Annotated in this window: 13 protein-coding genes; 8 read left to right on the top strand and 5 right to left on the bottom strand. The window is 73.6% G+C overall.

The features are described 5' to 3' along the window. Positions 1-14 precede the first annotated feature (14 nt). A complete protein-coding gene (locus tag ACTMS2_RS16280; RefSeq protein WP_441176110.1) occupies positions 15-776 on the bottom strand; it encodes an SDR family NAD(P)-dependent oxidoreductase in 762 nt (253 codons plus the stop codon). A 180-nt stretch (positions 777-956) separates the two neighbouring features. On the opposite strand from ACTMS2_RS16280, the gene mshA reads away from it, so the two are divergent. The 3 genes from mshA to ACTMS2_RS16265 all read left to right on the top strand — a co-directional run bounded on the left by mshA (position 957) and on the right by ACTMS2_RS16265 (position 3,949). Next, positions 957-2,321 (top strand): D-inositol-3-phosphate glycosyltransferase, encoded by a 1,365-nt coding sequence (gene mshA, locus ACTMS2_RS16275; RefSeq protein WP_441176109.1) that lies wholly within the window; start codon positions 957-959, stop codon positions 2,319-2,321. Between the two features lie 61 nt (positions 2,322-2,382). Continuing rightward, positions 2,383-2,970, top strand: coding sequence for a YbjN domain-containing protein (locus ACTMS2_RS16270; RefSeq protein WP_441176108.1), 588 nt, complete (start codon positions 2,383-2,385; stop codon positions 2,968-2,970). A gap of 79 nt (positions 2,971-3,049) precedes the next feature. Continuing rightward, complete coding sequence (locus ACTMS2_RS16265) at positions 3,050-3,949, top strand: hypothetical protein (RefSeq protein WP_441176107.1); 900 nt, start codon at positions 3,050-3,052, stop codon at positions 3,947-3,949. Positions 3,950-4,382: 433 nt separating this feature from the next. Here ACTMS2_RS16265 and ACTMS2_RS16260 read toward each other — a convergent pair whose 3' ends face one another. Both ACTMS2_RS16260 and ACTMS2_RS16255 read right to left on the bottom strand, forming a co-directional pair. Further along, positions 4,383-5,756 carry an MFS transporter gene (locus ACTMS2_RS16260; protein ID WP_441176106.1) on the bottom strand — a complete coding sequence of 458 codons (1,374 nt, stop codon included), beginning with the start codon at positions 5,754-5,756 and terminating at the stop codon, positions 4,383-4,385. Positions 5,757-5,868: 112 nt separating this feature from the next. Further along, a complete protein-coding gene (locus tag ACTMS2_RS16255; RefSeq protein ID WP_441176105.1) occupies positions 5,869-7,203 on the bottom strand; it encodes an MDR family MFS transporter in 1,335 nt (444 codons plus the stop codon). 149 nt (positions 7,204-7,352) lie between these two features. Here ACTMS2_RS16255 and ACTMS2_RS16250 point away from each other — a divergent pair, with 149 nt between their 5' ends. Further along, entirely contained in the window at positions 7,353-8,120 is a 768-nt protein-coding gene (locus ACTMS2_RS16250; protein WP_441176104.1) for a phosphoglyceromutase, read from the top strand. Between the two features lie 64 nt (positions 8,121-8,184). Here ACTMS2_RS16250 and phoU read toward each other — a convergent pair whose 3' ends face one another. After that, positions 8,185-8,838, bottom strand: a complete 654-nt coding sequence (phoU, locus tag ACTMS2_RS16245; RefSeq protein WP_357972793.1) for a phosphate signaling complex protein PhoU — start codon at positions 8,836-8,838, stop codon at positions 8,185-8,187. A 200-nt stretch (positions 8,839-9,038) separates the two neighbouring features. Between phoU and ACTMS2_RS16240 the strand changes: the two genes are divergently transcribed. Both ACTMS2_RS16240 and ACTMS2_RS16235 read left to right on the top strand, forming a co-directional pair. Further along, complete coding sequence (locus tag ACTMS2_RS16240; protein WP_441176103.1) at positions 9,039-10,325, top strand: sensor histidine kinase; 1,287 nt, start codon at positions 9,039-9,041, stop codon at positions 10,323-10,325. Positions 10,326-10,348: 23 nt separating this feature from the next. Further along, entirely contained in the window at positions 10,349-11,032 is a 684-nt protein-coding gene (locus tag ACTMS2_RS16235) for a response regulator transcription factor (protein WP_088998216.1), read from the top strand. Positions 11,033-11,090: 58 nt separating this feature from the next. On the opposite strand, the gene ACTMS2_RS16230 is transcribed toward ACTMS2_RS16235, so the two are convergent. After that, positions 11,091-11,900, bottom strand: coding sequence for a hypothetical protein (locus tag ACTMS2_RS16230; protein ID WP_101412897.1), 810 nt, complete (start codon positions 11,898-11,900; stop codon positions 11,091-11,093). Between the two features lie 74 nt (positions 11,901-11,974). Here ACTMS2_RS16230 and ACTMS2_RS16225 point away from each other — a divergent pair, with 74 nt between their 5' ends. Both ACTMS2_RS16225 and ACTMS2_RS16220 read left to right on the top strand, forming a co-directional pair. Continuing rightward, complete coding sequence (locus tag ACTMS2_RS16225; RefSeq protein WP_441176102.1) at positions 11,975-12,919, top strand: Ppx/GppA phosphatase family protein; 945 nt, start codon at positions 11,975-11,977, stop codon at positions 12,917-12,919. A gap of 120 nt (positions 12,920-13,039) precedes the next feature. Beyond that, positions 13,040-13,846, top strand: a complete 807-nt coding sequence (locus ACTMS2_RS16220) for a sugar phosphate isomerase/epimerase family protein (RefSeq protein WP_199184597.1) — start codon at positions 13,040-13,042, stop codon at positions 13,844-13,846. Positions 13,847-13,891: the final 45 nt, after the last annotated feature.

The raw sequence follows: 13,891 nt of genomic DNA, 5'->3' as shown, positions 1-13,891 counted from the left end.
CCGTCCGGGCCGGCTCAGCCGACCCGGTGCACCTTGTGCTGGGCGGCCTGGGCCAGCGGGCGTACGACGAGTCGGTCCACGTTGACGTGCTGCGGGCGGGTCGCGCACCAGGCGACGCAGTCGGCGACGTCCTCGGCGACCAGCGGTTCGGCGACCCCGGTGTAGACCGCAGCGGCCCGCTCGGCGTCCCCGGCGAAGCGGACCAGCCCGAACTCGTCGGTGCGGACCATGCCGGGGTCGATCTCGATGACCCGCACCGGTCGGCCGCAGAGTTCCAGCCGCAGCGTGCCGGCGATCGCCGTCTGCGCGTGCTTCGCGGCGGCGTAGCCGCCCCCGCCCTCGTACACGGTGAAGCCGGCGGTCGAGGAGACGACCACGATGGTGCCGGCCCCGGACGCCTCCAGCGCGGGCAGCAGCGCCTGGGTGACGCGCAGCGTGCCGAGCACGTTGACGTCGTACATCCACTGCCAGTCGCCCACGGACCCGGACTCGACCGGATCCAGGCCGCGCGCGCCGCCGGCGTTGTTGACCAGCAGCGTCACCGGGCCCAGGGCCGCCGCCGCGTCGGCCAGGCCGGCCACCGACTCGTCGGAGGTGACGTCGCAGGCCACGGCGGTGGCCGCGCCGCCGGCGCCCTCGATCTCGGCCACCAGGGCGGCCAACCGGTCGGTACGCCGCGCGGCGGCGAGCACGTGGAAGCCCTCGGCGGCGAGGCGGCGGGCGGTGGCCGCCCCGATCCCGCTGGACGCTCCGGTGACGACGGCGACAGAGGTCATCCGGTCATTCTCCCCGCGGTACCGGGACGAATGCCGGCGGCGCGGTGATGAGGTCCGTCACGCCCGGGGGTCGTCCCGGCGCATTAGGTATGCCCGATGGGGAAGATGACATCGGCCGAGGACGTTGTCCGTTAAGCGCCGGGCGTGCCGACGGCATAAACCGTGACAAAGGGAGCGGACGTGGCGGAGTTGCACACCGGTGTGGGTCGTCAGCGCGGTGCGCGACCGTGGCCCCGCCCCCGGCGGATCGCGACGCTCTCGGTACACACCTCCCCTCTGCACCAGCCGGGCACCGGCGACGCGGGGGGGATGAACGTATACATCCTGGAAATCGCCCGCCGGCTGGCGGAGGCTGACGTCGAGGTGGAGATCTTCACCCGGGCCACCTCCGGCGACCTCCCCCCGGTGGTCGAGACGGCCCCGGGCGTGCACGTCCGGCACGTCCCGGCGGGGCCCCTGGAGGGGCTCACCAAGGAGGAGTTGCCGGGGCAGCTCTGCGCGTTCACCGCGGGCGTGCTCCGCGCCGAGGCGGCCCGTCCGCCGGGCCACTACGACCTGATCCACTCCCACTACTGGCTCTCCGGGCAGGTCGGCTGGCTGGCCAAGGAGCGCTGGGGGGTGCCGTTGGTGCACACCGCGCACACCCTGGCGAAGGTCAAGAACGCCCAGCTCGCCGCCGGTGACCGGCCCGAGCCGAAGGCGCGCGTCATCGGCGAGGAGCAGGTGGTCGCCGAGGCCGACCGGCTGGTCGCGAACACGACGGTCGAGGCCCGTGACCTGATCGACCGGTACGACGCCGACCCGGCCCGGGTCGCGGTGGTCGAGCCCGGTGTGGACCTGGACCGGTTCCGCCCGGCCCCCGGCGACCGCGACCGCGTCGTCGCCGACGCCCGTCGGCGCCTCGGGCTGCCCGCCACCGGGTACGTGGTGGCCTTCGTCGGCCGCATCCAGCCGCTGAAGGCCCCGGACGTGCTCATCCGCGCGGTGGCCGCGTTGCGCGAGCGCGACCCGGGGCTCGCCGACGAGGTGACCGTGGTGATCTGCGGGGGCCCCAGCGGCAGCGGGCTGGACCGCCCGACCGCCCTGATGGAGCTGGCCGCGACGCTCGGCGTCGCCGACCGGGTGCGTTTCCTGCCCCCGCGCACCGGCGACGACCTGCCCGCCCTGTACCGGGCCGCCGACCTGGTCGCGGTGCCGTCGTACAACGAATCCTTCGGCCTGGTCGCGCTGGAGGCACAGGCCTGCGGTACGCCGGTGGTGGCCGCCGCCGTCGGCGGCCTCGTGACCGCCGTCCGGGACCAGGTCAGCGGCGTGCTCATCGACGGCCACGACCCGGCCGACTGGGCCCGTACGCTCGCCCGCCTGCTGCCGGCCCGGCTCCGCCGCGCCGAGCTGGCCCGGGGCGCCGCGCGGCACGCCCGCAACTTCTCCTGGCACCGCACCGCCTCCGGGCTGCTCACCGTCTACGGCGAGGCGATCGCCGCGCACCGGTCCCGGCTCGCCTCCGAGCTGGCCTGCGGGCCGGCGATGTCCTGCTCCTGGTGACCGACCGGGCCGGGCCGCCGTCGCCCGGTGCCACGGCGGTGGCGGCCGTAGAGTGGATCCGATGAGCGGGAAGAGCGATCTTGCGGCCCTGATCGAGTCGGTCTGCGACGAGCGGGAACTGGCCTGGGAGTCGACCGGCCCGGGCTCGTACGCGGTCACGCTGCCGGGCACCCACAAGCTGAAGACGATCTGCAACCTGATCGTCGGCGAGCACGCGCTGCGGATCGAGGCGTTCGTGATGCGCCAGCCGGACGAGCGCCGCGAGGAGCTGTGGGCCTGGCTCCTCCAGCGCAACGCCCGCATGTACGGCGTGTCGTTCTCCGTCGACGCGGTCGGCGACGTCTACCTGACCGGCCGCGTCAACCCCGCCGGGATCGACGCCGACGAGCTGGACCGGCTGCTGGGCGCGGTGCTGACGTACGCCGACGAGTCCTTCGACACGATGCTGGAGATCGGCTTCGGCAGCTCGATCCGGCGGGAGTGGGAGTGGCGGGTCAAGCGGGGCGAGTCCACCGCGAACCTCGCGGCGTTCGCGCACCTCTTCGAGCCGTCCCCGGCCGCCGCCGATTCCGGCCAGCCGGCCGCCGCCGGGCAGTCCGGCGACGCCTCGGGCACAGGTGCCCGGGTCGGAGGTTCGGACCGGTCCTGACGGGTATGCCGCACCGCGCGGTGCGGCACTGGGACCCGCCGCGCGCCGAGGACCAACTGTCGAGGAGCGTGAGCGTCCCATGGCTCAGCGGAACAGCTCAGGTCGCGGCGGGACTGCGACCAGGACGAAACGGCAGGCGGGCAACCAGACCCCGAACACCCCGACGATCTCCGAATCCGAGATCTCCCGGATGAAGGTGGACGAGATCCGGGGGCAGCTCCGCAAGCGCGGGGTCTCCGGCATCTCCGCCCTGCGCAAGCCGGAACTGGTGAAGACGCTGGCGAAGACCCTGCGGGCGGAGCGTCCGGCGGGCGGCGCCGCGCGTCGCAGCACCGGGCCGGCCGGTCGGGCGACGGGCACCCGGGCGTCCGCCGGGCGGGCCGCCGCCACCAAGAAGGCCGCGTCGGGCCGGGCGGCGGGCAAGGCCGCACCGGGCCGGGCGCAGGCGGCGAACAAGGCCGCCCCGGCGAAGAAGGCGGCGGCGAAGAAGGCCCCGGCCAGGAAGGCCGCCGCGAAGGCGGCCCCGGCCAGGAAGACCACGTCGGCGGCCCGGAAGGCCGCGCCGGCCCCGGCGCGGGCGGGCACGCCTCGCGGGGGCACGACGACCGGCGTACGGACCGGGCGGAGCACCTCGCGGTCGGTGCGTTCCTCGCAGCTCATCTCGTCCACCGCTGATCGGCCGGAGCGTCCGGGCCGCAGCCTGGTGACCACCAACCACGAGGTGATCCAGCGCTGGGCGCGGGAGCGTGGCGCCAAACCGGCGACGATCGCGGGCACCGAGCGGGCGGGGCGGGCCGGCGTGCTCACCTTCAACATGCCCGGTTACCGGGAGAGCAGCCGGATCCGCGAGATCACCTGGGGCGAGTGGTTCCGCACCTTCGACGAGCGGAAGCTGAACCTGATCTACCAGGAGCAGCTGCGTGACGGCCGGCCGAGCAACTTCTTCCGTACGGAATCGCCCGATCGTGAGGACGGCTGACGTGTTTCGGGGAATGGCGGGCGGGTAAGCGCTGTTCGGCTGACCGAGACCGGAACAGCGGTCACCTCCGGTGGGACACCGGAGCTGTGACCGGCGAGACAGCCCATTCAGGTTGTCTTCGTAATACCGGGCGAACTAACTTTATTGCACCGCGCCACGCTTGGAACCGTTCGGGGGAGCGGTGGATCGATCAGATCCGTGCACCGAGTGAGGCGCAGGGGACGGGTGGAACAACACCGTTGGGGGACGGTGGCCACCTGTTTGGACCGGCGGCGCGAGCGGGCGACGCCTACGGGGGTGGGCTTCGCCCGCCGCCGCCGGTCATACGGTGCGAGCGCCCATCGCGATCACGAGTCGCGGTGGGCGTTCTGCTGTCCGGCCCTCTCTCGCGGGCCCCTCGGCGCGATGCCGGCGGCAAGCCTCGACCCCCGGGTCACCGCACGGCGGTGGGGGCCGGGGACGGGAGGGGGGCGGAGCGGCGGCGGAGGGCGGCGACGCGCCGTTCGCGGGGCGGGCCGGCCAGCAGGTGGCAGCCGGCGGCCAGCAGTCCCAGCCCGCCGACGATCAGCCAGTGCCGGTCCCCGAGGTACTGAAGGCTGACCCCGCCGAGGGTGGGCGCCACGAACGACGCCGCCGGGAACGCCAGGTAGAACACCGACTGGTAGCGGGCCCGCAGCTCCAGCGGGGCGAGGTCGGCGTTGATCTGCGCGTTGGGCGGTGCGGCGAGCATCTGGCCGACGGTCCAGACCACCGCCGCCGCCAGGTAGACCACCACGTCGTCGGCGAACGCGAGGGTGGCGAAGCCGATCGCCAGCAGCGCGGTGGAGACGGCCAGGACGCGATCCTTGCGGTGCCGTTCGATCAGCCGTGGCACGAAGAGCTGCCCGAGCACGATCAGGACCCCGCCGAGCGCCACCACCGCGCCGTACGCCGACGGGCGCAGGCCGTCCGACCGCATCGCCAGGGGCATGATCGTCGACGTCTGCATGGTCAACACGGCCAGGACGAAGGTCAGGCCGACGAAGGTGAGGAACGTGCGGTCGGTCAGCGCGGTGTGCAGCCCCGGCTGCCGTTGCCGCCCCGCCCGCCCCAGCCACCGGGCCCGCCGCTGCCGCCCCACTGCCCCGCCGCCGACCGCCGCCGACCGAAGGTCTTGGACGCCATCCGTCCGGTCGGAACGGGAACTGTCCAAGATCGGCGGAAGGCCGGCGGGGCGGCGGGGGAGCGTCTCCGGGACCTTCCACGCGATGACCGCCGCCGCCAGCACGGTGGCGGCGGCATCGACCAGGAAGAGCGCCACGAAGCTCGCCTCGGCGAGCAGGCCGGCCAGCAGCGAGGCCACGGCCATGCCCAGGTTGAACGCCCAGAACTGGAGGTTGAAGGCCCGGGAGCGGCGCCGCTCGGGCACCACGTCGACGATCGCCGCCACGAAGGCGGGACTGGGCATCGAGTGCGCCACCCCGACCAGGGCGGCGAGCGCGGCGATCATCGCCAGGTGCCGGCTGAAGGCCAGCCCGACCATCAGCCCGGCGGTGGCGAGGTGGGCGGCGAGCAGGGTGGACCGCCGCCCCCACCGGTCGGCCAGCACCCCGCCGAGCAGCACGCCCGCCGCCCCGCCCAGCCCGTACGCCCCGACGACCGTCCCGGTGAGCGCCTCGCTCGCGCCCCGCGCGTCGGTCAGGTAGAGCGACAGGAAGAGCATCGCGAAGGCGCCGGCCCGGTTGATCAGCAGCCCGGCCCAGAGGTACCAGAAGGTGGCGGGGAGCCCACCCGCGGTGTCGTCCAGCCAGCGGCGCAACCCCCGCACCGGTCCTCCCGACAGTTTTGTTTCCTAACCGAACCGCCCTAGACCGTAGGAAGCCGTCGGCCGGCGCGCCAGGGTGTCGCTGGTCACCGCCCTGCCGGCTGCTCCGCGCCCGTTACGCCCGGGCGTCGACCGTCGCCGGCTCGGCGGGTGCCGTCGCTGCCGCCTCGGCCGCCTGCGGGGCGGGCGACTGGATCGCCACCACCGGTACGGCGGGACCGGTGGCCGCCCGCAGCGTCGTGGCCCGCCGCTCCCGGGTCGGGCCGGAGACCAGGTGGGCGACCGCCATCAGCGCGCCGATGGCGGCGCAGCCGAGCCAGAGCTGGGCGTTGCCGGCCTGCTCCCGGACGAGGCCGCCGAGGACCGGCGCGATCGCGGCGGCCCCCTGCCAGGAGAGCGAGAAGACCCCCTGGTAGCGGCCGCGCAGCTCGGCGGGGGAGAGTTCGGCGATCAGGGTGGCGTTGGACGGCGAGTTGAGCATCTCGCCGACCGTCCAGATCAGCACGGTCAGGCCGTAGAACCAGGCGGTGTCGGCGAAGGCGGTGAGCCCGAACCCGACGCCCATCACCACCGACGCGAGGGCGAGCACGTGCGACCGGCTCCGGCCCCTGATCAGCCGGGGTACGAAGAGCTGCCCGACCACGATCAGCACCCCGTTGAGCGCGATCACCGAGCCGTAGGTGGTGGGGCTGAGACCGGAGTCGCCCATGGCGATCGGCAGCATCGAGATGTGCTGGAGGAAGATCAGCGCCGCGAACAGGTTGAGCGTCACGAAGCCGAGGAAGACCCGGTCGCGCAGGATGGTGCGCAGCGCCCCGGCCGGCGCGCCGGCGCCCTTGTGGCCGTTGCCGACGACGGGGGCCCGCCGGGTCTCGCCGACCTTGACGAAGATGATCAGCGCGGTGATCACGGTGGTGGTCGCGTCGACCACGAAGAGCAGCAGGAAGCCGGCCTCGGCGGCGAGGCCGGCGAGGATGGCCGCGCTGGCGAAGCCGAGGTTGATCGCCCAGTAGTTCAGCGAGAAGGCCCGCAGCCGGTCCTTCTCGGGCACCACGTCGATCACCATCGCGCCGAAGGCGGGCCGGGCCGCCTCGGCGAACATGCCGAGCAGCAGGGCGCCGAGCGCGACGGCCCACAGTTCCCGCGCGAAGCCGAGGGCGAGCATCATGGCGGCCGCGCCGAGATGCGAGGTGAGCAGGGTGGGCCGTCGGCCCCAGCGGTCGCTCAGGGTGCCGCCGGCGGTGGTACCGACCGCGCCGCCGACGCCCCACAGGCCGAGCACCAGCCCCGCCTGGGCCGGGGAGAAGCCGCGCTCCTGCGTCAGGTAGATGGCCAGGAAGACCAGGACGAACGAGCCGAGCCGGTTGATCAGGGTGCCGGCCCACAGGTACCAGAAGGTGACCGGCAGGCCGCCGGTGGTCTCCCGGAACCAGCCCTGCATCGTCCGCACGTCGGCGCCCCCGCCCGTAATGACCGTCTTGATTGTTGCGCCTTACAACCTAGTGCCAGGCCGGATCTCCGGGCAGCGCATTTTCCACGTGGTGGTCGTCACGACCACTGCCCGCGCGTCGTCCGACGGCGTGCGGCAGGATGATCGGCATGACTGCTAGCGAGGGGCCCACCGTCGGGACGCTGGTCCTGCTGCGGCACGGCGAGAGCGACTGGAACGCCAAGAACCTCTTCACCGGCTGGGTCGACGTCGACCTGACGGAGAAGGGCGAGACCGAGGCGCGCCGCGGCGGCGAACTGCTGCGCGAGCACGACCTGCTGCCGGACGTGGTGCACACCAGCGTGATGCGCCGCGCGATCCGCACCGCCGAGTTGGCGCTGAACGCCGCCGACCGGCACTGGATCGCGGTGCGGCGGTCGTGGCGGCTCAACGAGCGGCACTACGGCGCCCTCCAGGGCAAGAACAAGAAGCAGACCCTGGAGGAGTACGGCGAGGAGCAGTTCATGCTCTGGCGCCGCTCGTACGACACCCCGCCGCCGCCGATCGCCGACGACGACGAGTTCTCGCAGGTCGGCGACCCGCGCTACGCGCTGCTGCCGGGCGAGCTGATGCCCCGCACCGAGTGCCTCAAGGACGTCGTCGAGCGGATGCTGCCGTACTGGTACGACTCGATCGTGCCGGACATCCTGGCCGGCCGCACGGTGCTGGTGGCCGCGCACGGCAACTCGCTGCGCGCCCTGGTCAAGCACCTGGACCAGATCTCCGACTCCGCGATCGCCAAGCTGAACATCCCCACGGGCATCCCGCTGCGCTACGACCTGGACCCGCAGTTGCGCCCGCTCACCATGGGTGGCACCTACCTGGACCCGGCCGCCGCGAAGGCGGCCGCTGCCGCCGTGGCCAACCAGGGCCGCTGACCCAGGCACGCAAGGGGCCCCTTCCCGGCGCGGTTGCGCGGGGGAGGGGCCCTTCGCGTACGGCTCAGTTCGCCGTGGGGGTGGTCTGCCCGGTGATCAGGTAGACCACGTGTTCGCCGGCGTTGACGGCGTGGTCGGCGAAGCGCTCGTAGAAGCGGCCGAGCAGGGTGGCGTCGATGGCGGTCTCCACCCCGTACGGCCAGTCCTCGCCGAGCAGCAGCCCGAACAGGCTGCGGTGCAGGTCGTCCATGGCGTCGTCGTCGCCGTCGAGTTCGGCGGCGAGGTCGGCGTCGGGCTTGGCGAGCACCGAGCCGATCTTGATGGCCATCCGGTCGGCGATGGCTGCCATGTCGGTGAAGGTCGGTCGCAGCTCCGCCGGAACGGCCGGCGAGGGGTGCCGGCGCAGGGCGGTCTTGGCGACGTGGTCGGCCAGGTCGCCCATCCGCTCCAGGTCGGCCGCGACGTGCAGCGCGGTGATCATCGCGCGCAGGTCGGAGGCGACGGGGGCCTGCCGGGCGAGCAGGTCGCAGACCCGCTCCTCGACGTGCCGGTAGAGCTCGTCGATCTCGGCGTCCCGCTCGATCACCGTCTCGGCCGCCCGGCGGTCCGCGGTGAGCAGGGCGCGGGTGGCCTGCCGCATCGCGGCCCGGACCCCCTCCGCCATGTCCACCAGCAGCTGGCTGACGATCTGCAGGTCAGCCCGGAACTCGTCGCGCATTGTCACGTCCTGTGGTCGGTGGTCGCCGGCCCGGGAGGCCGGCGGGGAGCAGGTGCGCCGCCCACGGTAGGTCGGACGGGGGGACCCGAGGTGAACCCCGGTGAACGACGCTCGGCGCGGGAGTGAACTTTCCCGGAAGTGAAGGTGATTCATCCCATTTGTGGTGGTTGCCAGGTTAACAATGACCCTACGATCGCCGGGTGGAATGGGCGGTGACGGTCGCGGTGGCCGTGGGACTGGCGGTCGGGCTGATCGCCGGGGTGCTGCTGCCCCGGTTCGTCCCGGCGCTGGGCGAGCGCGCCACGCGGGCGGGGAGCCGGTCCGGCTTCCCCAACACCTCCGGGAGGCTCCCGATAGCCGAGGATCCGCAGTCCGGGATCGGTCGCCGGACCATCGATTCGCTGCGGGCCGGCGTGGTCGTACTCGACCCCGACGACCTGCCCGTCCTGGTCAACCCGGCCGCCCGCGCGATGGGGCTGCTCCGCACCGGCCCCACCCAGGGCTCGATCGCCGCCCACCCCCTGATCGGTACGCTCGCCGGGCAGGTGCGGCGCACCGGCGTGCGGCGCGAGATCGAGCTGGACCTGCCCCGGGGCCGCGACAACGCCGGGGTGAACCCGCTCGGCGTGCACCTGCGGGCGATGGGGATCGGGGCCGGCTTCATCGCCGTCGAGGCGTCCGACGTGACCGAGTCGCACCGGCTGGCGCGCGTCCGGCGCGACTTCGTCGCGAACGTCAGCCACGAGCTCAAGACGCCGATCGGGGCCCTCCAGCTCCTCGCCGAGGCGCTGCTGGACGCCACCGAACCGGCCGGCGCGGGCGCGCCCGACCTCTCCGAGGACCTGGTCGCCGCCCGCCGGTTCGCCGAGCGCATCCAGCACGAGTCGACCCGGCTGGGCCGCCTCGTGCAGGAGTTGCTGGAGCTGACCCGGCTCCAGGGCGCCGAGCCGCAGCCGCCGCCGGAGCCCGTCGCGGTCGAGTGGGTCATCGCCGAGGTGATCGACCGGACCCGCACCTCCGCCGCCGCCCGCCGGATCGAGGTGACCGTCGACGCCGAGCGGGGCCTGACCGTCCACGGCAGCGACACCCAGCTCGCCACGGCCGTGTCCAACCTGGTGGAGAACGCCGTCAACTACTCGGGCGAGGACACCACCGTCCGGATCACCGCACGCGCCACCGACGAACACGTGGAGATCTCCGTCGCCGACCAGGGCATCGGGATCGCCCCGACCGACGTCGACCGGATCTTCGAGCGGTTCTACCGGGCCGACCAGGCCCGGTCCCGTTCCACCGGCGGCACCGGCCTGGGGCTGGCCATCGTGAAACACATCGCCGGCAACCATGGCGGAAGGGTGGAGGTGTCGAGCACTCTTGGTGGTGGATCGACGTTCACCCTCCGGCTGCCCACCCGTCCCCCCGACGAGGTCCCGGCGACACCACCCTCCGCTGGGATCGAGGCCGCTCCGGCCGAACTCCGGCAGGCCTGACAGCACATGGAAAGGAAGTCCCGTTGAGCCGCGTTCTGGTGGTCGAGGACGAGGAGTCGTTCTCCGACGCCCTGTCGTACATGCTCCGCAAGGAGGGTTTCGAGGTCTCCGTCGCCGCGACGGGCACCTCCGCCCTCACCGAGTTCGACCGGACCGGCGCCGACATCGTGCTGCTCGACCTGATGTTGCCCGAGATGTCCGGTACCGAGGTGTGCCGGCAGCTCCGGCAGCGCTCGCACGTGCCGATCATCATGGTCACCGCCCGGGACAGTGAGATCGACAAGGTGGTCGGCCTGGAGATCGGCGCCGACGACTACGTGACCAAGCCGTACTCGCCCCGGGAACTGGTCGCCCGGATCCGGGCGGTGCTGCGGCGGCAGAGCGCCGAGGCCGCCGAGTCGGGCGGCCCGACGCTGGCCGCCGGCCCGGTGCGGATGGACATCGAGCGGCACGTCGTGACCGTCGACGGCGCCCCCGTGCAGCTTCCGCTCAAGGAGTTCGAGCTGCTGGAGCTGCTGCTGCGCAACGCCGGCCGGGTGCTCACCCGGGGCCAGCTCATCGACCGGGTCTGGGGGGCCGACTACGTCGGCGACACCAAGACCCTCGACGTGCACGTCAAGCGGCTGCGCTCCAAGGTCGAGCCGGAGCCGTCCGCCCCGCGCTTCATCGTCACCGTGCGGGGTCTGGGCTACAAGTTCGAGCCCTGACCGGCGTACGCACGAAGGGGCCCGCGCCGCATGCGGGCCCCTTCGTCGTCGGTCGGTGTCAGGCGCCGTCGGCGGGGTGCGGGGCGATGAGGCCCTGCCGCCCGCGTGCCCCGCAGACCTCGGCCAGCTTCGCGTACGCGGGGGCGCCGACCAGCGCGGTCAGCTCCGGGCCGTAGGAGACGTACATCGGCTCGGTGCCGACGTGCGCGTCGGTGGAGGAGGTGCACCACCAGTCCAGGTCGTGCCCGCCGGCGCCCCAGCCCCGCCGGTCGAACTCGGAGAGCGTGGAGACCAGCACCTTCGTGTTGTCCGGCCGCTTCACCCACTCCTGGTCGCGGCGGATCGGCAGCTGCCAGCAGACGTCCGGCTTGTATTCCAGCGGATGCACCCCGTCGCGCAGCGCCTGCGCGTGCAGGGCGCACCCGGCGCCGGCCGGGAAGCCGGCGTCGTTGAGGAAGACGCACGGCCCGTCCGCGCCCTGCGTGGCAGTGCGGCGGGCGGAGTTCTTGCCGTCGATGGTGTCGTTCTCGGTCCAGTTCTTGAACCCGCGCCGGAAGTGCTGCCACGTCGCCGGGGTCAGCCGCTTGACCGCGGCCCGGACCCGCTGCTCGTCCTCGGAGTCGGTGAAGAACGCGCCGTGCGAGCAGCAGCCGTCGGCGGCCCGGCCGGCGACGATGCCGTGGCAGCCCCGGCCGTAGACGCACGTCCAGCGGGAGAGCAGCCACGTCAGGTCGGCCCGGATGAGGTGGTTGTCGTCCGCCGGGTCGGTGAACTCGATCCACTCCCGGGGGAAGTCCAGGGGCACCTCGCGGCTGCGCGGGTCGTCCGGGTCGTCCACCAGCACGCGGAGTTCGATCTGGCCTGTCACCCGGCCCAGCGTACGCCCGGCGCCCCCACCGGTCCGCCGAGCCGCGCAATCCGGTTGGCCCTAGTGTCTTCAGCATGCGACTGGGTGTCCTCGACGTCGGTTCCAACACGGTGCACCTGCTGGTGGTCGACGCCCATCCCGGGGCGCACCCCTGGCCGGCGCACTCGGAGAAGGTCGTGCTGCGGCTGGCCGAGCAGATCAGCCCGGACGGTGCGCTCACCGAGGCCGGCGCGGACGGCCTGGTCAAGGCGGTCGGCATGGCCAAGGCGGCGGCCGTCGGGCTCGGCGCCGACGACCTGATCGCGTTCGCCACCTCCGCCGTCCGCGACGCCACCAACGCCGCCGAGGTGCTGGCCCGGGTGCGCGACGAGGCCGGCGTACGCCTGGAGGTGCTGCCGGGCGCGGACGAGGCGCGGCTGACCTTCCTCGCGGTGCGGCGCTGGTTCGGCTGGTCGGCGGGCCGGCTGCTGGTGCTGGACATCGGCGGTGGCTCGCTGGAGATCGCCGCCGGCATCGACGAGGACCCGGCCGTCGCGGTCTCCCTGCCGCTCGGTGCCGGCCGGCTCACCCGTGACCGGCTCCGGGTGGCCCCCGACAGCGCGGCGCCGCCGCCGGCCGAGGCGGTCGACGAGCTGCGGGCGTACGTCGACGGGCTGCTCGAACCGGTCGTCGCGCAGATGACCGAGGTGGGCTGGGAGCGGCCGGTGGCCACCTCGAAGACGTTCCGGACCCTGGCCCGGCTGGCCGGTGCGGCCCCCTCCGGCGCCGGCCTGTGGGCGCCGCGCCGGCTGACCCGCGCCGGGCTGCGGCAGGTGCTCGCGTTCATCCGGCACATCCCGCCGGCCCAGCTCGTCGAGCTGGAGGGGGTCAGTGCCGGCCGGGCGCACCAGCTGCTCGCCGGGGCGGTCGTCGCCGAGGCCGTGCTGCGCCAACTGGACGTGGACGCGCTGGACATCTGCCCCTGGGCGCTGCGCGAGGGCGTCATCCTGCGCCGCCTGGACCAGCTCGGTCCGGTGTGAGTCGGCGGGCCCCGCAGTCGCGAACGGAAGCCGGTCCCGAGTGGGCGCGGGAAGTGTGATCTGGGCGGTTTGCAATCTCTCGTCACGAGGTGTCGATCGATCCCGGCTACCCTCGATGGTGTGACTTCCCGCGTCCCGGTGCTCCTGTCCACGTCCTCGGTCTTCCCTGAGCGGACCGCGGCGGCGTTCCAGCTCGCCGCCGCCCTCGGCTACGACGGCGTCGAGGTGATGGTCTGGACGGACGCCGTCAGCCAGGACGTCGGCGCGCTGCGAGGGCTCGCCGAGCACTACGGCGTCCCGGTGCTCTCCGTCCACGCGCCCTGCCTGCTGGTCACCCAGCGGGTGTGGAGCCCCGACCCGTGGGAGCGGCTGCGCCGCTCGGCGGAGATGGCGGCGACGCTCGGGGCGCCCACCGTGGTGGTGCACCCGCCGTTCACCTGGCAGCGGGACTACGCGCGCGGCTTCGCCGACGGGCTCGCCGCGATCGCCGCCGACTACCCGGACCTGCGCTTCCCGGTGGAGAACATGTACCCGGTCCGGATGGCGGGCCGGCAGTTCGTGCCGTACGTGCCGGGTTGGGACCCGACCGAGACCGGCTACGCCTCCTACACGCTCGACCTGTCGCACTGCGCCGCCTCGCACACCGACTCGCTGGCGATGGCCGACCGGATGGGCGCCGGCCTGGCCCACGTGCACCTCGGCGACGGCACCGGCGAGGGCCGCGACGAGCACCTGGTGCCGGGCCGCGGCACCCAGCCGTGCGGGGAGCTGCTCTCCTCGCTGGCCGGGCGCGGGTTCACCGGCTCGGTCGCCGTGGAGGTCACCACCCGGGGCGCGAAGAGCCGCGCGGTGCGGGAGGCCGACCTGCGGGAGGCGCTGGCGTTCGCCCGCCAGCACCTCGGCACGCCGTCCCCGGTCGACGCCTGAGCCTCGGTCGAGGCGCCGGTCGGGGCCGTCTCCCGGCCGACGCGT

The sequence above is a fragment of the Micromonospora sp. SD12 genome, from assembly GCF_052068495.1.
GTDB lineage: Bacteria > Actinomycetota > Actinomycetes > Mycobacteriales > Micromonosporaceae > Micromonospora > Micromonospora echinofusca.
Note: the sequence above shows the minus strand (reverse complement) of the source record. Positions and strands in the feature narration are given on the sequence as shown.